This is a genomic window from Nonomuraea sp. NPDC047897 (genome assembly GCF_043204415.1).
Taxonomy (GTDB): domain Bacteria; phylum Actinomycetota; class Actinomycetes; order Streptosporangiales; family Streptosporangiaceae; genus Nonomuraea.
The window spans coordinates 71,002-93,364 of sequence record NZ_JBIDCC010000003.1; the positions used below are offsets into that span (position 1 = coordinate 71,002).

The window sequence follows — 22,363 nt, forward strand, 5'->3', positions numbered from 1 at the left end:
TAATGTCAATCATTGAATTCATATATAGTTTGATCTCGCTGCGGAGGCCGGTATGAGCCCGAAGGACCTGGACCTGGCGGACGACACGGGCTTCCTGCTGGCCTACGCCAGCGGTGTGCTGGCGCGGATGACCAACGCCCGACTGGCCACGCTGGGCCTGAGGGTCCGGCACTACTCCGTCCTGTCGCTCGTCTGTGATCGCGAAGGCGCCTCGCAACGGGAGATCGCCGAGATTCTCGGCCTCGACCCCAGCCCCGTCGTAGCTCTGGTCGACGCACTCGAAGACGATGGCCTGGTGCAGCGGCTGCCGCATCCTGCGGACCGTCGCACGCGGCTGGTGACGCCGACACCCGAAGGGCGGGCGGTCCGGGAGCAGGCGCGGGCAGACGTCGCCGCCACCCGGGAGGAATTCCTGACACCGCTCCCTCACGCGGAGCGGGACCAGTTGCTCGACATCTTGCGACGCCTGGTCTTCACCGACCCCGGCGAGAGCCGCCCGAGCGACAAGGAGGATCTGGATGCGTAATCAAGGACTGGGGTCGTGGCCTGTCAGACGCGCGCGCTCGGCCCCCCACCGGCGCGCACTGGTCTTCGGTGAGGAGGAGCTGACCTACGCCGGCCTCTCGCGGCGGACCACCAGGCTCGCGCACGCCATGAGGGCGCGGGGAATCACCCGCGGCGACCGCGTGGCCTACTTGGGTCCCAACGCCCCGTCACTCGTGGAGACCATGTTCGCCGCCCACCTGCTGGGAGCCGTGTTCGTCCCCCTCAACACGCGCCTCACGCCGACGGAGATCGGCTTCCAGCTCGACGACTGCGGCGTCTCCATGCTGATCTTCGAGGCGACCGGCTCCAACGTCGTCGAGCACCTTGAGACGGAGGCGGCACCCGTCCTCGTATCCGTCGGAGGCCGCACCGGGGACACGCTGGATTACGAGCAGTTCCTGCGATCCGGATCCGCGGACCCGATCGACGAGCCCGTGGCCCACGAGGACTCAGCGATGATCCTCTACACCTCCGGAACCACCGGGCTGCCCAAGGGCGCGACCCTGACGCACGGCAACCTCATCTGGAACTGCCTGAACGTACTGGTCGAGCTCGACGTGACCACCGACGAAGTCACGCTGGTCAGTGCGCCGCTGTTCCACGTGGCCGCGATGAACATGACTCTGCTGCCCACGTTGCTCAAGGGCGGCTGCGCCGTCCTGATGGCCTCCTGGAACCCCGACACCTGTTTCGACCTGGTCGAGCGACATCGCGTCACATGGATGTTCGGTGTTCCCACGATGTTCGCGGATCTGACGCGGTCCCCACGGTGGCCCACCGCCGACCTGACCTCCCTGCGATCTCTGCTGGCAGGCGGAGCCCCCGTGCCGGTATCACTGATCACCACCTATCAGCAACGAGGGCTGAGCTTCCTCCAAGGCTACGGGCTGACGGAGGCGGCACCCGGCGCGCTCATCGTCGGCGCGGACATGAGTCTCGCGAAGGTCGGTTCGGCAGGGGTGCCGCACTTCTTCTCCGACGTGCGACTCGCGGTCTCTGACAGGAGCGCCGGCGCGCGCGACGATGCGGGCGAGATCGTCGTGCAGGGGCCGACGGTCATGGCGGGCTACTGGGGCAGACCCGAGGCCACGGCGGCGGTGATCACCGATGACGGATGGCTGCGGACGGGCGACCTGGGCGTGGTGGACGAGGACGGTTACTTCTACGTCGTCGACCGCCTCAAGAACATGTACATCTCCGGTGGAGAGAACGTGTACCCCGCCGAAGTCGAGTCCGTGCTCCTGCAGTATCCAGGCGTCGAGGAGTGCGCCATCGTGGGAGTCCCCGATGACAAGTGGGGGGAGGTGGGGCGGGCATTCGTCCGACTCAGCCCGGGCGTCGCGGTCATGCCGGAGGAGCTGTTCGCCCATCTCGGAACCCACCTGGCGAAGTACAAGGTCCCCAGATCGGTGAGGTTCGTGGACGCACTGCCCAAGACCGCCTCCGGCAAGATACAGCGCGACAAGCTGCGGTGAAGGCGCGGCCGCCTCATGCGGTGACCCGCTCGGTGAAGGAACCAGAGAAAAGGAAGAGAATCATGCCTGAACTCGTGATCGTCGGTGGCGGCTTCGCGGGACTGTGGAGCGCCGCCGCGGCCGCCAACGTACGAGGTGCAGGCGATCTGCGCATCACGCTGGTCGCGCCGGACGACGACATGGTGCTGCGGCCACGCCTGCACAGGCTCGATCCCGGATGGTCCCGGGTGCCGCTGAAGCGATTCCTGGATCCGATCGACGTCGGCCACCTGCGGGCCCGGGTGACGGGCATCGACACGGCCACGCGGCAGATCCACCTCGACGACCGCTCGATCGCGTACGACAGGCTCGTGCTCGCCGCCGGCAGTCACCTCGTCAGAGCGGAGATCCCCGGCGCGGAGCATCTGTTCGACATCGACACCGTGGACGGCGCCGCCCGTCTCGCCGATCATCTGCGGGGCCTGCAGACGTTCACCGCCGTCGTCATCGGATCCGGCTTCACCGGCCTGGAGATAGCCACCGAACTGGCCGACCGCGGACAGGTGGTCCTCATCGAACGAGCCGCGACAGTCGCTCCTGATCTCGGGCCCGGGCCGCGTCCCGTGATCGAGGCCGCTCTCACGGAGCTGGGCATCGACGTCCGGCTTGACGCCACCGTCGCCTCCGTCCACGCCGACGGCGTCACCCTGGCGGACGGCAGGACTGTCACCGCCCAGGTCGTCATCTGGACCGCCGGCATGCAGGCCAGCCCACTGACGGCCCACATCCCGGCCGAACGCGACGCTCTCGGCCGCTTGAAGGTCGATTCCCGGCTACGCGCCCACCACGACGTCTTCGCCGCTGGCGACGTCGCCGCCGCTCCGGCGGATCTCGACCACCACACCATTCAGAGCTGCCAGTTCGCCACCCCCATGGGCAAGGCCGCCGGACACAACGCCGCCGCCGACCTCCTCGGGCTGCCCCTCGTCGACTTCGCCCCCGATCCCTACGTCACCTGCCTCGACCTCGGAGCCGCCGGAGCGGTCTTCACCACCGGCTGGCACCGCGAGGTCCAGCTCACCGGCTCGCAGGGCAAAGACCTCAAGAACACCATCCTGGACGTCATCCACCCGCCCCTCGACGACGCCCACGAGATCCTCCGGCAGGCGGCCCGGCAGAGCAACGGAGTCTCCGGCTGACGGGAAGATCACACCGTCGACGTCCGCCGCCTCCTGCGAGCACGGACATCGCACACCGGAGCCACCCACGGGAGACCAGGTCCTCGACGTGGCTCCGGTGAAGCTGTGCTGTCGGCGGTGACCCTCTCGGTCACCTCATGAAGCGAGGAGCTGGATATCGTCCTTGGCGCGAGCGACGGTGAAGCGCAGCTCCGCCGCCAAGCCCACGATCCGCTCCTTGGCGAAGCGGGATGTGGGAACGGCGATGGACAAGGCTCCGACGGCAGAACCAGACGCGTCAGTCACGCACATGCCCACAGCGCAGATTCCAGGTTCGGTGGCCTCCAGGTTGAGCGCGTAACCCCGTCGACGCACGGCGCGGAGCGCATGGAGGAAGCGCTCGAAGTCCGCAGCCTGCATCTTCGAGGAGTTGTCCGCCCGGTGGCCCGGCCGCCCGCTGACCGCCTCCTCCGCGTCGTCGGCCCGGTACAGCTCGGCCAGCTCGGCATCACTCAGCCCGGCGAGCAGGGCCTGACCGCCGGACGAGAGCCGTGCGGGCAGTATGGTGCCCTGCCGGTCACCCACCCGTAGGACATGCGGAGACTCGACGGTGGCGAGGAACCGCGTCTGCGTCCCGACCCGGACGACGAAGTTGACCGTCTCACCCACCCTGTCGCACAGCGCGTCCATATGCGGGAGCAGCGCCCGTCGGAGCTGACGCAGTGGCGGAGCGGCGGGGATGCGTGAGGCGGACAGGGCCGGTCCGGGTAGGTATCCGCGGCTCTCGTCGCGGATGGCGAATCCCCGGTAGACCAGCATCGCCAGCAGCCGGTGAGCGGTCGACCGGGCGACTCCCAGCTCTTCGGCGGCTTCGCTGACCCGCAGGCTGTCCTGGTCGCGAAGCAGCTGAAGCAGCCGCAGCGCGTTGTCCACCGAGTTCAGCGGATAGGGAGGCTTGTTCTCCATAGAAGAATAATGTACGCCTATCCAGAACTGGCGTCTTACCGTGTCCTCCATGTCGAGTACATACGCCCAGCTAGGCGATCTTCCAGAGGATGCGCCCTCCGCGGCGGGCGGCGAGCAGAATCCCTCGAAGCACGAGCAGCTGTACGCCGGCTTCGCCGCGAGCCAGCTGACCCCTCTGTGGACCCAACGTGACGATCTGATGCCCATGCGGCCCAGTCCGAAGGCGGTACCGCACATCTGGGAGTGGGCGACGCTGTACGCGCTGGCCCGCGAGGCGGGGGAACTGGTCCCGGTCGGCAGGGGCGGCGAAAGGCGCGCGATCGCACTGGCGAACCCGGGGCTGGGCGGTCAGCCCTACGCCACCGCGACATTGTGGGCGGCGATCCAGTATCTCGGACCACGCGAGGACGCCCCGGAGCACCGCCACACGCAGAACGCCTTCCGGTTCGTACTCGAAGGCGAGGGCGTCTGGACGGTCGTGGACGGCGACCCGGTCGCGATGCGACGGGGAGACTTCGTCCTCACCCCCGGATGGCGGTTCCACGGTCATCGGAACGTGTCCGACGAGCCGATGGTGTGGCTCGACGGCCTGGACATCCCCTTCGCGCACCACAACGACACCGGTTTCTTCGAATTCGGGCCCGAGAAGGTGACCCAGACGCCGACCCCGCCGGTGTCGCGCTCCGAACGATTGTGGGCCCACCCCGGACTGCGCCCCGTCTCCGGGCTCGGGACGTACCCGCACTCGCCGATCGCCGCCTACCGCTGGGAGCACACGGATCGTGCTCTCAAGGAGCAACTGGCGTTGGAGGCCGAAGGGTATCCCGCGACGGCCGGTCAGGGCCATGCCGCCGTACGGTACGTCAACCCCACCACCGGCGGTGATGTGATGCCGACGATCCGCGCCGAGTTCCACCGCTTCCTCGCCGGCGCCGGCACCGCACCGAGGCGCGAGGTCGGGTCCACCATCTGGCAGGTCTTCGACGGCGAAGGGCATGTGACGCTCGACGGCACCGAAAGGCGCGTGCGACGCGGTGACCTGATCGTGGTGCCGTCCTGGGTCAGCTTCGCCGTCACCGCGGACACGGAGCTCGACCTGTTCTCCTTCAGCGATGTACCGATCTTCGAGGCGCTGAGTCTCCACCACGCTCGCTACGAGGAGGGGGCATGAGGCTCGCGACACTGCGTCTCGGCGTACGTACCGCCGCGGTCCGCGTGGAAGGGGACAGTGCCGTAGACCTGGGCATGCCCGACGTCGGCGCCCTGCTCGCGATGCCGGACTGGCGAGAGCGGGCACGCTCGACGCCAGGTCACCGTCTCGGTCTCGCCGGCGCCGACTACGCCCCGGTGATCCCCCGACCGGGCAAGATCCTGTGCGTCGGGCTGAACTACCGCTCGCACATCACGGAGATGGGGCGCGCGCTGCCGCAGTACCCGACTCTGTTCGCCAAGTACCCAGAAGCGCTCATCGGGGCGGCCGACGACATCCTTCTGCCGTCCCGGTCCGCCGCCATGGACTGGGAAGCGGAGCTGGCCGTGGTCATCGGCGATCACGTCAGGCACGCCGACGAGGGCATGGCCGCCGCTGCCATAGCCGGCTACTCGGTGCTCAACGACGTCACCGCCAGGGACTGGCAGTATCGGTCGACCCAATGGCTTCAGGGGAAGACGTTCGAAAGGACCGCTCCTTTCGGGCCGGTGCTCGTCACGGCCGACGAACTCGATCCGGACAGCGGGCTGGAACTCGCCGCGGAGCTCGACGGTGAGATCGTCCAGCGAGCCAGTACCGCCGACCTGCTGTTCAAAGCCGTCGACCTCGTGTGCTACATCTCGGCGATCCTGCCCCTCAGCCCCGGTGACGTCATCGCGACCGGCACCCCCGGCGGTGTCGGGCATGCGCATGAGCCGCCCCGATACCTGCGCGACGGCGTCAGGGTCACCACCAGGATCACGGGAATCGGCGAGATGACCAACGTCGCGCGGGCCTCGTCATGACCGGCACGAAGGACGCGACGGTCACGAAGGTCCCTGCGGCCCTGTGGCGGGAGTGGCTGTGGCGGGGCACCACGCTGTTCGACCGACTCCTCGCGCCGCTGGACGCCGAGGACCTGAGAGCCCCCAGCCTGCTGCCCGGATGGAGTCGTGCCCATGTGGCGGCTCATGTCGGATACAACGCTCAAGCCCTCGAACGTTTGCTGACCTGGGCGCGGACAGGGGTGGAGCAGCGCATGTATCCCGACAGCGCGGCCCGGGATCGTGAGATCGCTGCCGGAGCGCGACTTGACGCCGCAGCGCTGCGGGACCTCGTCGCGACCTCCGGCGCCCGCCTGGCGGACGCCATCCGGACGATGCCGCCCGGACACTGGCAGGACGTGGAGGTCATCACCGCCCGAGGGCGAACGGTCCCGGCGGTCGAGGTCCTCTGGCTGCGTGTCCGAGAGGTCTGGGTACATGCCGTCGACCTCGACCGCGGCATGCCCTTCGACAGCTTCCCAGCACCACTGCTGGACGCCCTCATGACCGACCTGCTGGACGGCCGCCGGCGTAGTGGCCGGCAGCCGGCCCTCGTACTGCAACCCCTGGACCGGGCTCGTACCTGGCAGGTCCCGATCGACGGGCAGCGACCAGTGACCCTGAGCGGGTCCACGGCCGCGCTCTTCGCCGCGCTGTCCGGTCGCAGCAGCCGTGACATCACGCATGACGGCGGTCCGGAGCTCGATCTCGGGCGGTGGCTGTGATGACAGACAGGAACACCACCATGAGACACGAGTCAGCGCCCAGGACGACAGAACACGAGGTTCTCATCGTGGGAGGGGGCATCGGTGGACTGGCGACGGCCCTCGCGCTCGCCCAGCACGGAAACGCCGTTCACGTGCTCGAACGCGCCCCGGAGTTCGGGGAGGTCGGGGCGGGACTGCAACTCGCTCCCAATGCCACCCGGTCGCTCGCCCGCTGGGGGATCCTGCCTCAGGTCGTCGCCGCCGGCGTGCTGCCCAGCCGGATCGTGCTGCGAGATGCCGTCACCGGCGACGAACTGACACGACTGGAGCTCGGCGACGCCTTCCGCGAGCGCTATCACGCCCCTTACGTCGTGGTTCATCGCAGCGACCTGCACAGAATCCTCATCGAGGCGTGCCAAGCGGCCGGTGTCACGTTCGAGACCGGCCGTGACGTCGAACGGGTGGACGCCTCGGGTGACACCGCGCGCACCTACTGCGCCGACGGCGCGGTGTACGAGAGTTCGGTCGTCCTGGGGATGGACGGACTCAGGTCGGTCCTGCGCGCCGATCTCATCGGCGACGAACCCGTCGACTCCGGTTACGTCGCCTATCGCGGCGTCGTGCCCGCGGACACGGTCAGCGGGCACGCCGATGTGGATGCGGTCGTGGCGTGGATAGGACCGGGCTGTCACCTGGTGCAGTATCCGCTACGCCGGCGAGAGCTGATCAACCAGGTGGCGGTCATCCAGACCTCCGCCCCCCTCTCGGGCGAGAACGACGGTGACGGGTTCCCGGCGCTGGACCAGGCTTTCGCCCACTGCTGCGAGCAGGTACGGCAATGGCTGCCCTTCCTGTGGACCGACCGTTGCTGGCCGATGTACGACCGGCCGCCAGTGGATCGCTGGACCGACGGGCGGCTCGGCCTGCTCGGGGACGCCGCGCATCCCATGCTCCAGTACCTCGCCCAGGGAGCCTGCCAAGCCATCGAGGACGCCCAGAGCCTCACCGACCAGGTCGGACGGCATACTTCCACCGTCCCGGGCGGCCGTGCCAGTGTGGACTGGCCTGCTGCGCTTCTGGCCACCGAGCGCGCGCGGGCGCCACGCACCGCACGCCTGCAGCGGGCCGCCCGCGTCTGGGGAGAGACCTGGCACACCTTCGGACTCGCCCGGCTCCTGCGCAACGAGTTGCTGACGACAAGGCCCTTGGACGACTACCGGCACATCGACTGGATCTACGGCGAAAGTCACAGCACGACGCCGCATTAGGAGGAACCATGGACCCCTTCGCCTCCGCCCTGGAACTCGCCCGCGCTATTCGTTCGCGTGAACTCAGCCCGGTTGAGGTCGCCTCCGTCTACCTGGACCGGATCGACAGGTTCAACCGGGAGCTCAACGCCATCGTCTGGCGCAACGACGAGGAAGTCAGGGCTGCCGCCCGGAAGGCCGAGCGGGCGGTGCTGGCGGGGGAGCCCCTCGCCCCCTTCCACGGGGTCCCCCTCCCCGTCAAGGACTTGACCTCCGTTGCCGGGCAGCCGAACACCATGGGGTCGGCGGCCGTCTCCGAGGCCCCGCGAGCCGAGAACGAGCTGATCGTCGACAGGTTCCTCGACGCCGGCTTCATCCTCATGGGGAGGTCCAACACCCCGGAGATGGGCACCTTGCCGGTGACCGAGAACGCCCGCTACGGGGAGACGGCGAACCCGTGGGACCTCAGCCGCTCACCCGCAGGTTCGAGCGGCGGCGCCGCGGCCGCCGTCGCGTCGGGCATGGCGCCCCTGGCTCATGGCAACGACGGTGGCGGATCGCTGCGGATGCCCGCGTCGGCTTGCGGACTGGTCGGCCTCAAACCCAGCCGTGCCCGGATCCCACAACGCATCCAGTCCTGGTGGGAGTACTGCACCACCGAAGGTGTCATCACCCGGTACGTCGCCGATCTGGCCACGACGCTCGATGCCGTCTGCGCCCCCGACCCGCACGGCTGGTTCCAGGCACCCCCTCCCGAGCGGCCCTTCGCCCACGAGGTCCACCGCGAAGCTGGACGGGTGCGCATCGGCGTCCTGCTCGACGCGCCCACGGGCTTGCCGGTCGACCAGGAGTGCGCCGATGCCGCGCTCAACGCGGCCGGGCTGCTCGAAGAGCTCGGGCATGACGTCTATCCCGTATCCCCTTGGCTGCTCAGCCCGCAAGCCGCTCGGGCATACGTGGAGACGATCATCCCTGCCTCCCTCTACGTCCACCCGTTCGACCACCCGGAACTCGCGGAGCCCTACAACCGGTACAGATGGGAGCGGGCTCACGCCACGAGCGCCGGCCAGTACGTGCAGGCGGTAGCGCTGCTCCAGAGCGAATCACGTCGAGTGGTCGCGCAATGGCGACGCGACTTCGACGTTCTGCTCACACCCACCATGGCGTGCCGGCCGCCACACCGTGGCGCCGTCCTGGAGGACGCCAACAAGCACGTCGAAAGCGCTCAGCCGAGCGCGCTGGCGATGGTCTCCTTCACAGCGGTCGCGAGCGTCACCGGCCTGCCGGCCATCAGCCTGCCGGTGCACACCTCTTCGACCGGGCTCCCCATCGGGGTCCAGCTCATCGGCGCTCCCTTCGACGAAGCCACGCTCATCCGCCTGGCAAGTGCCTTGGAGACCGAAGTCGGCTGGCCCAGCGCCATCCCGTCCCGCTACCGCTCCTGATCCCGCCCTCCTCACCTCCGCACCACCGTGCTCTCCCCGGAGAGCGTGGCCAGATCAAGGGATGATCGAAATGGTCAACAATCCCCGCAACCATTCCTCCTCACTCCTCAGCGTCCTGCTCGTCGCGGCCCTCCTCGCCCTGACCGCATGCGGGTCGACGTCCACGGGCGAGAACCGGTCCTCGACCGGAACCTCCACCGAAGCCGTTGCGGCAGCCGCCAAAGCCGTCGAAGCCGGCTACACCGGCGACTACACGGATCCGCCGACGTCCGGACCGAAGCCCGTCGCGGGCAAGGACATCTGGGTGATCACAGCGTGGCAGCAGGTCCGAGCCCTCGCCTACCAGGCGGAACAGCTCGTCGCGGCGGCCACCACGATCGGCTGGAAGGCACGGGTGTGCGATGGACTGAACAACGTCAACGGAGGCATGTCCACCTGTGTCCGCCAAGCCACAGCGGCCGGGGCAGACGGCATCGTCCTCGTTTCCGTCGACTGCGCCCCGGTACGGCAGGCGCTCGTGGAAGCCCGGAAGGCCGGCGTGAAGATCGCCTCGTTCAGCGGCTTCGACTGCGACGACCCGACGCAGGACGGCGGTACCCCGCTCTTTCACGCTCCAGCCAGCTACAGCGCGAGCATGCCGACACTCGCTGACTTCTACACCCGGCTCGGCCGGTTGAGGGCGGACGTCGCCGTCGCCAGGACGCAGGGCAGGGCCAAAGTCCTGCACGTCGCGTTTCACGGCATCGCGTTCGGCGAATACGTGGCGAAGGGATTCCAGGAGGGCATGGCCGCCTGCGGCGGCTGCGAGATCGTCAGTACGGTGAAGATCGCACCCGCCGACGTCCCCAACATCCGGCAGAAGTTCGAGACCGCGCTCCTGCAGGTGCCGAAGGCAAACGTCGTCGCGGTCGACGTGGACCACTTCTTCGTGGCGGGCATCCAACCCGCACTGGTCTCCAGCCCGCGTAAGGACCTGCTCGTGATCGGCAACGAATGCCAGATCGACAATCTCGACTACATCCGTGAGGACAAGGGACAGCAGTTCTGCTTCGGTGCCTCGAACGCCTACCGGGCCTACGCGACCGTCGACGCGTTGAGCCGCGTCTTCAACGACGACCCCGTCGTCCCTTCCGGTATCGGCCTGCAGATCGTGGACAAGACGCGCAACCTCCCGGCGCCGGGAACCGAGTATCTCGGCCCCGTCGACTTCGTCAGCCTCTACGGGAAGCTGTGGGACGGGTCCTCGCGATGAGAGCGGCCACATCGTCCGCGCCCCACGAACCAGACCCGGCGATGGCCGCTGTCCGGCTGGCGAACATCAGCAAGACCTTCGACGGCGTGCACGTGCTCAGGAACGTGGACCTCAGCATCGCGAAAGGGTCCGTGCATGCCCTCCTCGGTGGGAACGGCTCCGGCAAGTCGACCACGCTGAAGATCCTGGCCGGCGTCCATGACGCCGACCAGGGTGGAGAAATCTTCCTTCACGGCCGGAGGTACGCCGCCGGGTCCTACACAGCGGCGACTGCCCGCCAGGCCGGGCTACGGTTCGTCCACCAGGACCTGGGCCTGGTGCCGGATCTGACCGTCAGCGAGAACTTCGCCCTGGAGGGGGGATACCCGCGACGAGCCGGTACGGCCATCTCCTGGAGGACTCTGCACAGCACCACACGGGAGCATCTCTCCCGGGCACACGTCGAGGTGGACCCGCGCAGCCTCGTACGAGATCTACGACCGAGCGACAGGACGCTCGTCGCCATCGCCAGGGCGCTGCGCGACGGTGAGGAGGGCAGTCACATCACGCTCGTCCTGGATGAGCCCACGGCGAGCCTCCCCCAGCACGAGGTGGGTGTCCTCCTCGACGCGGTCCGGCGATGCCAGAGCCGAGGCCAGACCATCATCTACGTCAGCCATCGTCTGACAGAGGTCCTGAGCATCGCCGACCGGATCTCGGTGCTCCGCGACGGCGCCCTCGTCGCGGACACAGCGGCCGCCGACGTCGACGCGACCGCCGTCGTCACGCTCATGGCCGGGCGCGCGAGATCGGCGCCGGGCGCGACCGCACGGCACACGACCTTCGGCCGCACCGTCCTGGAGATCGACGGGCTCGCTGCCGGCCCTGTGCGCGACGTCAGCCTTCGCGTGCGGGAACAGGAGATCGTCGGCATCGCGGGGCTGCTGGGTTCCGGGCGCTCCACGCTGCTGCGGGCCATCTTCGGGCATACACGGGCCGAACGCGGCAGGATCGAGATGGGCGGCATGCGGGTCGTCCACCGTTCGCCCTTGGACGCCATCCGCCGCGGTATCGCTCTGGTGCCGGAGGATCGAGGCCAGGACGCGGCATTCGGTGATCTCCCACTGTGGGAGAACGTCTCCGCCACCGTCATCAAGGAGTACTGGGCCGGCTGGCGGATGGCCCGCAACGCCGAACGCCGGGACGCGGCACGGCTCATCAGCGAGTTCGCCGTCCGCGCGGCATCACCCGATGCTCCTTTCGGTGTTCTTTCCGGAGGAAATCAGCAGAAGGCCGTGATGGCCAGGTGGCTACGCCTCAATCCACGCCTGCTCCTGTTGGACGAACCCACCCAGGGCGTCGATGCGATGGCGCGAGCGGACATCCACCACGTGGTCAGGGACCACGTGGCGAAGGGCAACGCGGCCCTTGTGGTGTCGTCGGACTTCGAGGAGCTGGAGCAGCTCTGCCATCGCGTGATCGTCATCCGTGATGGTTCGTACGTCGCTGAGCTCGCCGGCCGGCAGATCACCGCGGCGAGCATCTCGCAACTGACCCAGATCGATGGAAAGGATTCGGAACGTGCCTGACGCCTCGCCGAACCTCGACGCGGCACCGGACGCGCTGACGGCCCCGCACCGGGGGTCGCCGCCGCCCGCGGTGACGGGTCATGGCCGCTCCCGGCCCGGGATCTTGGAAAGATACGGGCTCCTGCTGCTGCTCCTCGGTATCGTCGTGTTCTTCGCCGCCCTTCCGTCATCCGGTGAGGCTTTCCGGAGCATGGCCAACGTCCAGGCGGTCCTGGCCAGCCAGGCGGTGGGACTCACGGTCGCCCTGGCACTGCTGTTTCCCATGGCGGCCGGCTGCTTCGACTTCTCCGTCGGCGCCGTCACGGCGCTGTCGTCGGTCGTCGCGGCCGCCTCGGTGTCGCACTACGGCCTGCCGCTGCCTGTCGCCCTCCTGCTGGCCACGGCGGCCGGAGCGCTCATCGGCTCCATTCTCGGCATCTTGGTGGCGCGATTCGCGATGAACCCGTTCATCGCCACGCTCGGCATGGCCACCCTGCTCGGCGGCGCCATCTTCGCCTACACGAACGGCCTGCAGATCAGTAAGGACATACCCGCCGCTGTCACGGACCTGGGCTCACTGGTTTGGTTCGGCGTTCCTCGGATCGTGGTCGCGGCTGCGTTCATCGCCCTGGTGGTCTGGTTCGTGATGAACCACACACCCTTGGGCAGGCACCTGTTCGCCGTGGGCTCGAACGCGAGCGCCGCCCGGTTGGTCGGCCTCAACGTGGCCAGGATCAAGTTCCTCGCCTTCGCGATGTCGGGCCTCGTCTCAGGCGTGGCCGGAGTGCTGCTCCTCGCGCGGCAAGGCTCGGCGACCTCGGACAACGGCATGAACATGCTGTTCCCGGCGCTGACCGCGGTGTTCCTCAGCACGATCGTCATCGACCGGGGACGACCGTCCGTGCCGGGGACCGTCATAGGGGTCCTCTTCGTCGCCGTCAGCATCAGCGGCCTTACCCTGGCGGGCGCTCCGGCCTGGATGAGTCCGGTGTTCAACGGCGCCGCGCTTCTCCTTGCCGTGGGAGTGGCGGGCATCGGTCGTGCCCGCCCTGGGCCGGGCGCCGCCCAGCTGTGATCCGCGCCGTCGCGCGCAGTTCGGCGTGGAAGGAGGGCGACGCCCCCGCCGCTGAGGCGGGAGGGCATCGCCCGGATGGGTCACTGCACGATGGAGCCCAGCGGGATCTCCTGAAGGTCGGTCGGCAGCTCCGCGCCCTTCTTGAGGTCCGTGGCCACCTCGTCCGCGGACGGCGCCTTGATGGAGACCTTGGCGCCCCAGCCGCTGTAGCGGGTGTCGATGCTGAAGCCCTCGTCCTTGGCGCCGCTCATGCCCAGCGCCGCGGCCGGCAAGGTGGTGACCAGGCGCGTGGGCAGGCCCTTGGCGTCCACGGTCAGCTTCCAGCTGAGGACGCTCTTCGCCGTCTTCGCCTTCGCGCGCTGTCCCAGCATGCTCGCCTTGAACCACGGCGAGACCTTGCGCAGCTCGCCCAGCGTGATCCTGCCCGTGTAGCCGCCCGCCGCGGGCTTGGCGCCCTTCAGCAGGGTCTTCAGCGTGGCGGGCTCGCCGACGACGTTCAGCGGCTGGCCGTACACGGCGGTGAAACCGCCGTGCACCGGCCCGTCGACCTTGTACCAGGTCTCACCCTCGGTCATGATGCTGTCCCAGATGCCGCCGGACAGGTAGGACGTCCTGCCCACCGTGATGCTGCGCTCCGGCGTGGTGAGCATCTTGCCGACCTCGGAGTCGGCGTCCTCACCCAGGTCACTGGCCTTGATGTTGAACTTGGCGGTGATGTCCGAGGCGGCGATCCCCGAGGACTTGAACTGGTAGGTGCCGGTGCGGCGCAGGAAGACCGCCCGCTCCCGGCCCTCGAAGACCGTGACACGCTCGGCGAATGTGACCCCCTTGCCGGCCACCATCTGCTTCTTGACCGCGACGACGGGGTTCTTCGGCGCGGCGGCCTGCGCGGGGCCGGCCGTGACGAGCGTCGCGGCCGTCGCTAAGGCGAGGCCGGTGACGATGCGTTTCATGAAGGATTCCTCTCGTTTCTCTGGTGAACGCGAGGAGATCCTGCCAGTTCAAGATCACGGCATTATATCGCACTTGTGTGCGAACCGTGCACGAGGCGAACCCTTGTTCCCGTGTCGTCGCGATCGTCGCACGGGCGTGTCCTCGCCGAGCCGGCCGCTCGGCCCGGCGGATCCGGTTCAGTGCCGCGGCTTGCGCCAGAGGATGGTGTAGCGCAACAGGAGATGACGGCGGTATTCGGAGCCGGGCAGGAGCTCCGCGGCCAGGGCTCGCATCTGCGTGTATGTCAGCGGTGGGGGCCACACCGTGGGGGACGGGTGGCGCCAGTGGCCCTTCACGGCGCGGTGGAGGGTGCCGGCGACGGCCCCGGCCAGGTCGCGCGGCAGGTCGTCGGGCATGACGCTGCGGGCCAGGCCGACGACGGCGAGGACGCCGCCGGGGCGCAGCAGGTCGCGCATGCGGGCCAGCCCGGCGGCGGCGTCGAGGTGGTGCAGGGTGGCCACCGACGTGATGACGTCGAACGAGGCGGGTTCGAAGGGGTGGGTGAGGAAGTCGCCGACGATGTAGTGGACGTCATCCGGATGCTCGCGGGCCTCGTCGATGCTGGGGGCGTCGAGGTCGATGCCGGTGACGTGCGGCACGGTCCGCCGGAGTTCGCGGGCGAGCATGCCCTCGCCGCAACCGACGTCGAGAGCACGCCGGGCGTCCCGGGGCACGGCGTCCAGGATGCGTCGGTGGTAATGGATGTTGTGGTTCCATCGCCTGCCGTTCCTCGCTGTCATGTGATCATATTGCCGGACGGGGCAGGACCCTGTCAGAGACAACGGACGGGTGGCTGACCGGGTGCCTGAGTAACCGCTACCCGCACACGAGATCCGCCACCGACGGAGGAACGCGATGAGCCGCCACGTCCAGATCACCTTCGACGCCCACGACCCGCGGGCACTGTCGTCCTTCTGGCGCGACGTGCTCGGCTACGTCCATCCCGGCCCGCCCGGGATCGACCTGCCCGAGGGCGCCGACCCGCTGGCCGCCTGGGACGACTTCCTCGCGCGGGCCGGCGTACCGGAGGATCAGCGCAACGCCAGGTCGGCCGTCGAGGACCCGGATGGGCACGGCCCGCGGCTGTTCTTCCAGCGGGTGCCGGAGGGCAAGGTCGCAAAGAACCGCGTCCATCTCGACGTCCGTGCGGCTCCCGGACTGCGGGGAGAGGAGCGGATGGCGGCGCTGGAGGCCGAGTGCGACCGGCTCGTCGCGCTGGGAGCGACGCGGGTACGCCGCGACGAGCCCGACCTCCCGATGAGCGCCGGCTTCATCGTGATGGCCGATCCTGAGGGCAACGAGTTCTGCCTGGACTGACGAGGGCGCGTTCGCCGTCGCGGTGACGTCCCAGCGGGTGACCGCCTCTGCGGTGACGTCCCGCGGGTGACGGCTCGCGCACGGCGCGGGGCCGTCACCCGGCCGCGACGTTCCAGATGCGGAGGGTTCCGTCGTCATGACCGGTCACGACGACGGGCTCGCCGTCGATCTCGGTGACGGTCATGGCTGTCGGAGCTCCCTCGCCGGGGACGGCCGGCACCCTGCCGAGCTGTTCGGCTCGGGTGAGGTCCCAGATCCGGGACGGTTCCTCGCCGGCCTCGGTGACGGCGAGCGGACGTCCGCCGAGCCGGGTCGGGGTGATGGCCCGGATGGCATCGGCATGTCCGAACAACGGCTCCCCGACCTGCCGGCCGCTGGCCAGGTCCCAGATTCGCAGCAGGTTGTCGTCACCGCCGGTGAGGAACACCGCGCGGCCGGAGATCTCGGTCACCGCGAGGGAGAAGACGTGACCGCCGGTCCGCAGCGGGCCGCCCACGGACTGCCCGGTGAGGGCGTCCCACACCTCGACGTGGGGGTCGTGACCGCCGGTGACGGCCAGCGGACGCCCCTCCACCACGGCGGCGCTCATCACGCCGTTGTAGCTGCCCCGGATCTCCGCGACGCGCTCGCCGGAGGCGAGCGCCGAGACGAGCAGCACACCCTCCTCGCTGCTGCTGAGCGCCAGCGGCCCGCGTTCGGAGGGGAGAACGGTCAGGGCGGTCACCCCGAGGCCGTGCCCGGTCACGGTGCCGCCGATCTTCTCGCCGGTGGCCACGTCCCAGCAGCGGACGGCGCCGCCCAGGTAGTCCTCGCCGAGCAGGGAGGTCAGGTCGAATCGGCCGCCGCCGGTCACGATCACCGGCCGGCCGTCGAGGACCGCCGCGGTGAGCTGGGAGACCACCTCGTACGCATCCGCCTCGCCCGTCTCCTCCTCGTCGTCCGCGTCGTGGTCCCAGACGTTTCCTTCGGCGTCGGGGACCGGATGTTCCGGCGCGGCGTCGTCGAGATCGATGGGGCGTGCGACGCGTTCACCCGTGGTCAGGTCGCAGGTCCACAGGGCGCCGTCGCCGTGTTTGCCGATCACCGCCGGAGCGCCGTCCAGGACGAGGGGGGCGAGGGCGTGGACGGCCTCGCCGTCCGGGTCGGGGAAGGTGCGCAGGACTCGTTGATCATTCATGGGTGGGACCGTAGACCATCCTGCGCCGGGTGCGCACGACTTGTGAAGATCGGTCGGGTGGACGTTCACGGCGGCCACGTCGGGGCGGCGCCTGCGTGGCCCGCTCCGGCGGGGAGGGCGGGGGCGAGCGAGGAAGGAAGACGCCGGTCACCGGGAATTTCGCTGCTATTGGTCTATAAGCGGATTTCGGTCCCTACCATAATCGCCGCGGTGATCACCGGTGAGAGTCGCCGGCGCGGACACCGCAGGGAGTCTCACGTGCGAAAGATCGCAGCCACCACCCTGGCCGTCCTCGTTCCCCTCGGCGGGGCCGGCACGGCCTCAGCGGCGGCCGAGCCCGCCTCCGACCGGTCCAAGGTCGTCATCGTCGGCCACCGCGGCGCAGCCGGGCACCGCCCCGAGCACACGCAGGGGAGTTACGAGATGGCCGTCGCCATGGGCGCCGACTGGATCGAGCCGGACCTGGTGCCGACCAAGGACCACGTGCTGGTCGTCCGGCACGAGAACGAGATCTCCGGCACCACCGACGTGTCGCTGCGCCCCGAGTTCGCCGCCCGCAGGACCACCAAGGTCGTCGACGGGCGCAACGTCACCGGGTGGTTCACCGAGGACTTCACGCTGGCCGAGCTGAAGACGCTGCGCGCCGTCGAGCGGCTGCCCGCGATCCGCCAGCGCAACACCGTCTACAACGGCCACTACCAGGTGCTCACGTTCGAGGAGGTGCTCGGCCTGGCCAAGCGGCTCTCGCGACAGTACGGCAGGCAGGTCGGCGTCTTTCCCGAGACCAAGCATCCGACGTATTTCAGGTCGATCGGGCTGCCGCTGGAGGAGCCGCTGATCAGGACCGTCAAGCAGAACGGGCTCGACCGGCCGAACGGCCCGGTGGTGGTGCAGTCGTTCGAGCCGTCCAGCCTGAAGCGGGTGGCCAAGGAACTGCGCGTGCCGCTGTGGCAGGCGCTGGGCACCACCGGCCAGCCGTACGACCTGAAGGCGGCCGGCGACCCGACGACCTACGCGGACATGATGAAGCCCGAAGGGCTGGCGAGGATCGCCGAGTACGCCCAGTGGATCGGGCCGGACAAGTCGTCGGCCATCCCGGTCAACCCGGACGGCAGCTCGGGCACCCCGACGACGCTGGTGTCCGACGCGCACCGGGCCGGACTGAAGATCGGCGTGTACACCTTCCGCAGCGAGAACCAGTACCTGCCCCTGCAACTGCGCCGCGGCCAGGCTCCCTCCGACCACGGTGACGCGCTGTCGGAGTACCGCATGCACCTGGACCTGGGCGTGGACGCCTTCGTCACCGACTACCCCGACGCCGCCGCCCTGGCCAGGGCCGAGCGCGGCAAGCCGGGCAAGCCGGGCAAGCATGTTCAGCCGCAGCAGTTCGACAACGGCCTGCCCGAGGAGGGCCAGGAGTAGGCGACGAGCCTCCCGCACCACCACCGCTCCCGCGCCGGAGCCCGCTCCCGCGCCGGAGCCGGGGCCTGGTTCGATACGCGTTTGCCTATCGGATCTGTCTCATCTCCGTATTGGACCCGCCGGATGCCGCTGTGGTGTGCTCTGTCCGGTGACTGTCGCCGTGCCCACCCCGTCCGCCCCCGTGCTGCCCGATCCGGCCCGGGACCCGGCCGGTCGCCGGGTGATCGTGACGGTGGTCGCGATCCAGGCCGCCATCTGCCTGGGCTTCTTCTCGGTGATGGCGCATCTGGTCGCGCATCTGCGACACGACCTCGGCCTGTCGGCGGGCACGGTCGGGTTGATCCTCGGGGTGCGGATCGGTCTGCAGTACGCGCTCCATCTCCCGGTCGGCGCGGTCACGGACCTGCTCGGCGCGCGCCGTGCCGGGGTGATCGGCTGCGTTCTCCGGGTCCTCGGCTTCGTCCTGCTCGGAGCCGCGGAGGGCGTGGGCGTGCTGCTGTGCGCGGCCGTCCTCCTGGCCGCGGGCGGCGCGTTGTGCCACCCCGCGATGCAGAGCCTGCTGGCCGGCGTCGGCTCGGCCCGCCGGTCCGGCGGCTTCGCCGCCTACGTCACGACCCAGCATCTCGCGACGATCGCCGGCCCGCCGCTGGGACTCGCCCTCCTGTCGCTGGAGGCCGGCTTCGTGATCGTGGCGGGGCTGGCCGCCGCCCTGTGGACGGTCGCGGGCGCCCTGTTCCTCCTCGTGCCCGCGCGCGGGGAGAGGCCGGCGGGGCTGCGTTTCCGGGACATCCTCACGGGCGTGCGGGCGGTCCTGAGCGACCGGGTGTTCCTCCTCTTCGCGTTGACGGTCGCTCCCTCGACGCTGCTCGCCAACCACATCATGACGGCCGTGCCGCTGCTCGGGTTCACTCCCGCGGCGGCGACCCTGTGCTTCTGCGTCCTGGCCGCGGTCGCAGCGGCGGCCCAGCCCTTCGTGGCCGCCGGCCGGCGGGGTGAGCGTCCCTGGGTGCTGCGCTCGGGCCTGCTGTGCGCGGCGGCGGCGTTCTTCGTGCTCGCCACGCTGGACGGCACGCAGCCGGGCCTGCTGATGCTCGCGGCGGTCCTCAACGGCGCGGCGAACGGGCTGGTCCAGCCGTCGATCTTCCAGCGCGCCGCCCGTCATGCTCCACCAGGGCGGTTCGGCGCGTACTACGGCGTCCTGGCCTTCTGCGGCGGCATGTTCGCCTTCGCCGGAGACCTGGTGATCGGCCGGCTCTTCGACGTGGGGCCCGCGGGCGCGGCCGCGGCCCTGGCCGGGGTCGGGGTGTTCGCGCTCGTGGCCGCGATCGGCATCCGGGGCCGGTGCTGAGCGGTCCCGCTCGGCGGCTTCCGCTCGTGCGTCTTCGCCGCGGCGTCGCGGAGCAGCCCGGGCGCCAGGCGGCGATGGACGCCCGACAACGGAGGCCACACCCGGCGGCGAAGTCAACGACCTCACCATGAGATACGGGAACAAGACACACCCGTGGACCCGGGCACGTCCGTGGGTCCCTCAGTAACGGCCGAGGCTGCCGCGGTGTCGGGCGAGGTGTTCGAGCCGGTGGAACAGGACCACCCCGGCGGTGGTGATGAGCAGCGGCTGGACCAGCAGCCACCCGAGGCCCCAGCCGGTCGGGAGGTCGGCCAGCGAATGCCCGCCGAGCAGGATGTCGCGCATCGCCTCGATGCCGGGCGCGATGGGAACCACCAGCCGGCTGAGGAAGGCGACGACGTCCGGCATGGCGGACAGGGGAACCAGCGTGCCGCCGGCGATGGCGTAGAGGGCCACGGACAGCTGTGTGATGATCTCGATGCGGCTGAACACCAGGGTCAGCCCGCACAGGACGAGAGCCAGCCCGCAGGTGCCCAGCGCGATGGCGGCCAGCGGCACGATCACCTGCGCGTCCAGGGGCGGCCGCCCACCCTGGAGGGCGACGGCGGCGGCGCCGGTGGCCAGGACGGCCAGCGCGGTGGGCAGGGCGGAGATCGCGGCGGCGACCTGGCGGCCGAGGATGAGCGCGGCCGAGGGCAGCGGGGTCAGGTAGGTCTGTTCCAGGACACCGGACTGGATGTCGCCCAGGTAGCTCCAGAACACCCGGTTGACCTGCTCGTGCACGAAGGTCAGCGCCACCATGCCGAGCAGCACCGGCAGCAGCAGTTCCGAGCGCAGTTGCCCGCGTCCCATGAACAGCACGACGAGCAGGTAGAACACCGGGAACGTGATCATCTGGATGAGGACCTCGCGCCAGCCGGCCGCGAGGTTGAGCAGGCCCTTGCCGACCTCTGCGGCGAAACCGCGGACGAACATCATGACGTCTCCTGCAGGGCCCGGCGGTGGTTGCGGACGAACAGCAGGCCGCCGGCGGCGGCGAGGGCGAGGGTGTGGGCGAGCAGCCAGGGCAGGGTGCCGCCGCTCCAGAGGTCGGCCAGGGTCCGGCTGCGGAACAGCGTCAGGGTGAGCGCCTCGACGCCCAGCGTGGTGGGCAGGACTCTGGCCAGGACGGCCAGCCAGTCCGGATAGAACGCGAGCGGCAGGAACGAGCCGTTCAGCAGCAGCACCAGCGAGGTGAGCAGCGACTGCAGCGCACCGATCATCGGCGAGACCAGCGCGAGGGCCGCCAGCAGGAACGTGAAGGCCAGCGCGTTCACCCCGAGCAGCAGTGCGGGCACCAGCGCCGCCCAGCGCAGCGGGATCGCGATCCCGGCCGCCAGCATGGGGACGAGCGCGGCGACCGCGGCCACCGCCAGGCCGAACAGCGAGGCGGTGATGAGCCGGCCGAGCATCGGCAGCCATGGCGGCGCCGGGGACAACTGCGCCTGGGCGAAGGTTCCCGCGCGTTTCTCCTCGATCAGGTCGGCCACCATCACCAGAGCGGCGTACTGCAAAAACCAGTAGCCGCCGATCGCGACCAGCGTCTGCGGCAGCAGATCCTGGCGCAGCTCGCCCTGGCCCAGCACGAACTGCAGGCCGAGGTACATCATGGTGCTGATCGCCAGCGTGACGACGTGTCCGACGGGGTGGGCCAGCTGGACGCGCAGGCCCTTGCCGATCTCGGCGCCCAGGACGTCAAGCAGCATGGGACGTCTCGTTCACCAGGGCGAGGAACACGTCCTCCAGGTCGGGCTGCACCTGGGTCAGTGACTCCAGGACGGCCCCCCGCGCGCGCAGACGCTCGATCACCTCGTACACCTCGTGCGGGTCGCCGACCCGCACGCTGATCACGGCGACGCCGTCGCGGGTGACAGCGTCGAACCCGGGCGGCGCCGTCCCCTCGACGCGGATCTCGTACCGGTCGCGCTCGCGGAAGCCCGCCAGCAGTTGCTGCGTGGGCAGGTCGGCCACCAGCCGTCCCCGGCGCATGACGGCCACCCGCCCGCACAGCTCCTGGGCCACGTCGAGCTGATGGGTGGTGATCAGGACGGTGGTGCCGAGCTCGCGCGCCTGCTCGCTGATCCAGTCCTTGACGGTGCGGGTGGCCTCCACGTCGAGGCCCAGTGTCGGCTCGTCCAGCAGCACGATCGGCGGGTCGGCGATCAGCGCGGCGGCGATCGCGACCTTCTGCTGCATGCCGCGCGAGAAGCGGCCGACCTTGTCGGCGCGGCGCTCCCACAGCCCCAGGTCGGTCAGCAGAACCTCGGCACGCTCCGCGACCTGGGCCTTGCGCAGGCCCTTGAGCCGGCCGAAGTACATCAGGTTCTGCCAGGCCGACAGGCTCCAGTAGACGTTGCGCGAGCCTTCCAGCACGGCGCCGAACTGCGCCATCGCGGCCGAGCGCTGCCGGGCGACGTCGAAGCCGCCCAGCCGGACCTGGCCCGAGGTGGGGGCGAGCAGGCCGGCCAGCATCTTGATGGTGGTGGTCTTGCCGGCGCCGTTGGGTCCGAGGAAGCCGAAGACCGTCCCGGCGGGGATGTGCAGCGACACCTCGTCGACCGCCCGGACCTGCGCCGAGCCGTAGACCTTGGTCAACGCGTCAATCTCGATCATGTCATGTCCTTGGTTCGGGGGAGC

At 69.7% G+C, this 22,363-nt stretch carries 21 protein-coding genes; 14 read left to right on the forward strand and 7 right to left on the reverse strand.

Annotation, left to right across the window (positions count from 1 at the left end):
- The first annotated feature begins 52 nt into the window (after positions 1-52).
- The 3 genes from ACGF0J_RS07195 to ACGF0J_RS07205 all read left to right on the forward strand — a co-directional run bounded on the left by ACGF0J_RS07195 (position 53) and on the right by ACGF0J_RS07205 (position 3,199).
- Positions 53-526, forward strand: coding sequence for a MarR family winged helix-turn-helix transcriptional regulator (locus ACGF0J_RS07195; RefSeq protein WP_393142855.1), 474 nt, complete (start codon positions 53-55; stop codon positions 524-526).
- The gene (gene menE / locus ACGF0J_RS07200) at positions 519-2,021 is read left to right on the forward strand and encodes an o-succinylbenzoate--CoA ligase (RefSeq protein ID WP_393142857.1); all 1,503 of its coding nucleotides are present in this window, start codon (positions 519-521) and stop codon (positions 2,019-2,021) included. The genes ACGF0J_RS07195 and menE overlap by 8 nt, the downstream gene beginning before the upstream one ends.
- Positions 2,022-2,083: 62 nt before the next feature.
- Entirely contained in the window at positions 2,084-3,199 is a 1,116-nt protein-coding gene (locus tag ACGF0J_RS07205; protein ID WP_393142859.1) for an NAD(P)/FAD-dependent oxidoreductase, read from the forward strand.
- 135 nt (positions 3,200-3,334) lie between these two features.
- On the opposite strand, the gene ACGF0J_RS07210 is transcribed toward ACGF0J_RS07205, so the two are convergent.
- Positions 3,335-4,144: an IclR family transcriptional regulator gene (locus ACGF0J_RS07210; RefSeq protein WP_393142861.1), complete on the reverse strand. Its 810-nt coding sequence runs from the start codon at positions 4,142-4,144 to the stop codon at positions 3,335-3,337.
- A gap of 49 nt (positions 4,145-4,193) precedes the next feature.
- On the opposite strand from ACGF0J_RS07210, the gene ACGF0J_RS07215 reads away from it, so the two are divergent.
- The 8 genes from ACGF0J_RS07215 to ACGF0J_RS07250 all read left to right on the forward strand — a co-directional run bounded on the left by ACGF0J_RS07215 (position 4,194) and on the right by ACGF0J_RS07250 (position 13,430).
- Positions 4,194-5,315: a cupin domain-containing protein gene (locus ACGF0J_RS07215; RefSeq protein WP_393143892.1), complete on the forward strand. Its 1,122-nt coding sequence runs from the start codon at positions 4,194-4,196 to the stop codon at positions 5,313-5,315.
- Positions 5,312-6,139, forward strand: a complete 828-nt coding sequence (locus ACGF0J_RS07220; protein WP_393142863.1) for a fumarylacetoacetate hydrolase family protein — start codon at positions 5,312-5,314, stop codon at positions 6,137-6,139. The genes ACGF0J_RS07215 and ACGF0J_RS07220 overlap by 4 nt, the downstream gene beginning before the upstream one ends.
- Positions 6,136-6,882, forward strand: a complete 747-nt coding sequence (locus ACGF0J_RS07225) for a maleylpyruvate isomerase N-terminal domain-containing protein (protein ID WP_393142865.1) — start codon at positions 6,136-6,138, stop codon at positions 6,880-6,882. Before ACGF0J_RS07220 ends, ACGF0J_RS07225 begins: the two co-directional genes overlap by 4 nt.
- A gap of 20 nt (positions 6,883-6,902) precedes the next feature.
- Positions 6,903-8,132 carry an FAD-dependent oxidoreductase gene (locus tag ACGF0J_RS07230; protein ID WP_393142867.1) on the forward strand — a complete coding sequence of 410 codons (1,230 nt, stop codon included), beginning with the start codon at positions 6,903-6,905 and terminating at the stop codon, positions 8,130-8,132.
- 8 nt (positions 8,133-8,140) lie between these two features.
- Positions 8,141-9,556 (forward strand): amidase, encoded by a 1,416-nt coding sequence (locus tag ACGF0J_RS07235; RefSeq protein WP_393142869.1) that lies wholly within the window; start codon positions 8,141-8,143, stop codon positions 9,554-9,556.
- A gap of 61 nt (positions 9,557-9,617) precedes the next feature.
- Positions 9,618-10,808, forward strand: coding sequence for a sugar ABC transporter substrate-binding protein (locus tag ACGF0J_RS07240; RefSeq protein WP_393142871.1), 1,191 nt, complete (start codon positions 9,618-9,620; stop codon positions 10,806-10,808).
- A 41-nt stretch (positions 10,809-10,849) separates the two neighbouring features.
- On the forward strand, positions 10,850-12,376 hold the full coding sequence (locus ACGF0J_RS07245) for a sugar ABC transporter ATP-binding protein (protein WP_393142873.1): 1,527 nt from the start codon (positions 10,850-10,852) through the stop codon (positions 12,374-12,376).
- Complete coding sequence (locus tag ACGF0J_RS07250) at positions 12,369-13,430, forward strand: ABC transporter permease (RefSeq protein WP_393142875.1); 1,062 nt, start codon at positions 12,369-12,371, stop codon at positions 13,428-13,430. Before ACGF0J_RS07245 ends, ACGF0J_RS07250 begins: the two co-directional genes overlap by 8 nt.
- A gap of 80 nt (positions 13,431-13,510) precedes the next feature.
- On the opposite strand, the gene ACGF0J_RS07255 is transcribed toward ACGF0J_RS07250, so the two are convergent.
- Positions 13,511-14,383: a hypothetical protein gene (locus ACGF0J_RS07255; protein WP_393142877.1), complete on the reverse strand. Its 873-nt coding sequence runs from the start codon at positions 14,381-14,383 to the stop codon at positions 13,511-13,513.
- A 177-nt stretch (positions 14,384-14,560) separates the two neighbouring features.
- A complete protein-coding gene (locus ACGF0J_RS07260) occupies positions 14,561-15,163 on the reverse strand; it encodes a class I SAM-dependent methyltransferase (RefSeq protein ID WP_393142879.1) in 603 nt (200 codons plus the stop codon).
- A 115-nt stretch (positions 15,164-15,278) separates the two neighbouring features.
- Here ACGF0J_RS07260 and ACGF0J_RS07265 point away from each other — a divergent pair, with 115 nt between their 5' ends.
- Positions 15,279-15,740 (forward strand): VOC family protein, encoded by a 462-nt coding sequence (locus tag ACGF0J_RS07265; RefSeq protein ID WP_393142881.1) that lies wholly within the window; start codon positions 15,279-15,281, stop codon positions 15,738-15,740.
- Positions 15,741-15,834: 94 nt separating this feature from the next.
- On the opposite strand, the gene ACGF0J_RS07270 is transcribed toward ACGF0J_RS07265, so the two are convergent.
- Positions 15,835-16,917: a hypothetical protein gene (locus tag ACGF0J_RS07270; protein ID WP_393142883.1), complete on the reverse strand. Its 1,083-nt coding sequence runs from the start codon at positions 16,915-16,917 to the stop codon at positions 15,835-15,837.
- A 258-nt stretch (positions 16,918-17,175) separates the two neighbouring features.
- On the opposite strand from ACGF0J_RS07270, the gene ACGF0J_RS07275 reads away from it, so the two are divergent.
- Both ACGF0J_RS07275 and ACGF0J_RS07280 read left to right on the forward strand, forming a co-directional pair.
- Complete coding sequence (locus ACGF0J_RS07275; RefSeq protein ID WP_393142885.1) at positions 17,176-18,339, forward strand: glycerophosphodiester phosphodiesterase; 1,164 nt, start codon at positions 17,176-17,178, stop codon at positions 18,337-18,339.
- A 148-nt stretch (positions 18,340-18,487) separates the two neighbouring features.
- Positions 18,488-19,687: an MFS transporter gene (locus ACGF0J_RS07280; protein ID WP_393142887.1), complete on the forward strand. Its 1,200-nt coding sequence runs from the start codon at positions 18,488-18,490 to the stop codon at positions 19,685-19,687.
- Positions 19,688-19,867: 180 nt separating this feature from the next.
- On the opposite strand, the gene ACGF0J_RS07285 is transcribed toward ACGF0J_RS07280, so the two are convergent.
- From ACGF0J_RS07285 to ACGF0J_RS07295, 3 genes are read right to left on the reverse strand one after another with little or no spacing between them, the layout of a single operon-like run.
- A complete protein-coding gene (locus ACGF0J_RS07285) occupies positions 19,868-20,665 on the reverse strand; it encodes an ABC transporter permease (protein WP_393142889.1) in 798 nt (265 codons plus the stop codon).
- Positions 20,662-21,432: an ABC transporter permease gene (locus tag ACGF0J_RS07290; RefSeq protein WP_393142891.1), complete on the reverse strand. Its 771-nt coding sequence runs from the start codon at positions 21,430-21,432 to the stop codon at positions 20,662-20,664. The genes ACGF0J_RS07285 and ACGF0J_RS07290 overlap by 4 nt, the downstream gene beginning before the upstream one ends.
- Entirely contained in the window at positions 21,422-22,339 is a 918-nt protein-coding gene (locus ACGF0J_RS07295) for an ATP-binding cassette domain-containing protein (protein ID WP_393142893.1), read from the reverse strand. Before ACGF0J_RS07295 ends, ACGF0J_RS07290 begins: the two co-directional genes overlap by 11 nt.
- Positions 22,340-22,363: the final 24 nt, after the last annotated feature.

Coding starts and splice junctions, on each gene's coding strand:
- ACGF0J_RS07285 (WP_393142889.1), bottom strand. CDS start 20,665: ATGATGTTCGTCCGCGGTTTCGCCGCAGAGGTCGGCAAGGGCCTGCTC.
- ACGF0J_RS07220 (WP_393142863.1), top strand. CDS start 5,312: ATGAGGCTCGCGACACTGCGTCTCGGCGTACGTACCGCCGCGGTCCGC.
- ACGF0J_RS07245 (WP_393142873.1), top strand. CDS start 10,850: ATGGCCGCTGTCCGGCTGGCGAACATCAGCAAGACCTTCGACGGCGTG.
- ACGF0J_RS07235 (WP_393142869.1), top strand. CDS start 8,141: ATGGACCCCTTCGCCTCCGCCCTGGAACTCGCCCGCGCTATTCGTTCG.
- ACGF0J_RS07230 (WP_393142867.1), top strand. CDS start 6,903: ATGAGACACGAGTCAGCGCCCAGGACGACAGAACACGAGGTTCTCATC.
- ACGF0J_RS07265 (WP_393142881.1), top strand. CDS start 15,279: ATGAGCCGCCACGTCCAGATCACCTTCGACGCCCACGACCCGCGGGCA.
- ACGF0J_RS07205 (WP_393142859.1), top strand. CDS start 2,084: ATGCCTGAACTCGTGATCGTCGGTGGCGGCTTCGCGGGACTGTGGAGC.
- ACGF0J_RS07295 (WP_393142893.1), bottom strand. CDS start 22,339: ATGATCGAGATTGACGCGTTGACCAAGGTCTACGGCTCGGCGCAGGTC.
- ACGF0J_RS07195 (WP_393142855.1), top strand. CDS start 53: ATGAGCCCGAAGGACCTGGACCTGGCGGACGACACGGGCTTCCTGCTG.
- ACGF0J_RS07210 (WP_393142861.1), bottom strand. CDS start 4,144: ATGGAGAACAAGCCTCCCTATCCGCTGAACTCGGTGGACAACGCGCTG.
- ACGF0J_RS07290 (WP_393142891.1), bottom strand. CDS start 21,432: ATGCTGCTTGACGTCCTGGGCGCCGAGATCGGCAAGGGCCTGCGCGTC.
- ACGF0J_RS07225 (WP_393142865.1), top strand. CDS start 6,136: ATGACCGGCACGAAGGACGCGACGGTCACGAAGGTCCCTGCGGCCCTG.
- ACGF0J_RS07215 (WP_393143892.1), top strand. CDS start 4,194: ATGTCGAGTACATACGCCCAGCTAGGCGATCTTCCAGAGGATGCGCCC.
- ACGF0J_RS07260 (WP_393142879.1), bottom strand. CDS start 15,163: ATGACAGCGAGGAACGGCAGGCGATGGAACCACAACATCCATTACCAC.
- ACGF0J_RS07270 (WP_393142883.1), bottom strand. CDS start 16,917: ATGAATGATCAACGAGTCCTGCGCACCTTCCCCGACCCGGACGGCGAG.
- ACGF0J_RS07240 (WP_393142871.1), top strand. CDS start 9,618: ATGATCGAAATGGTCAACAATCCCCGCAACCATTCCTCCTCACTCCTC.
- menE (WP_393142857.1), top strand. CDS start 519: ATGCGTAATCAAGGACTGGGGTCGTGGCCTGTCAGACGCGCGCGCTCG.
- ACGF0J_RS07255 (WP_393142877.1), bottom strand. CDS start 14,383: ATGAAACGCATCGTCACCGGCCTCGCCTTAGCGACGGCCGCGACGCTC.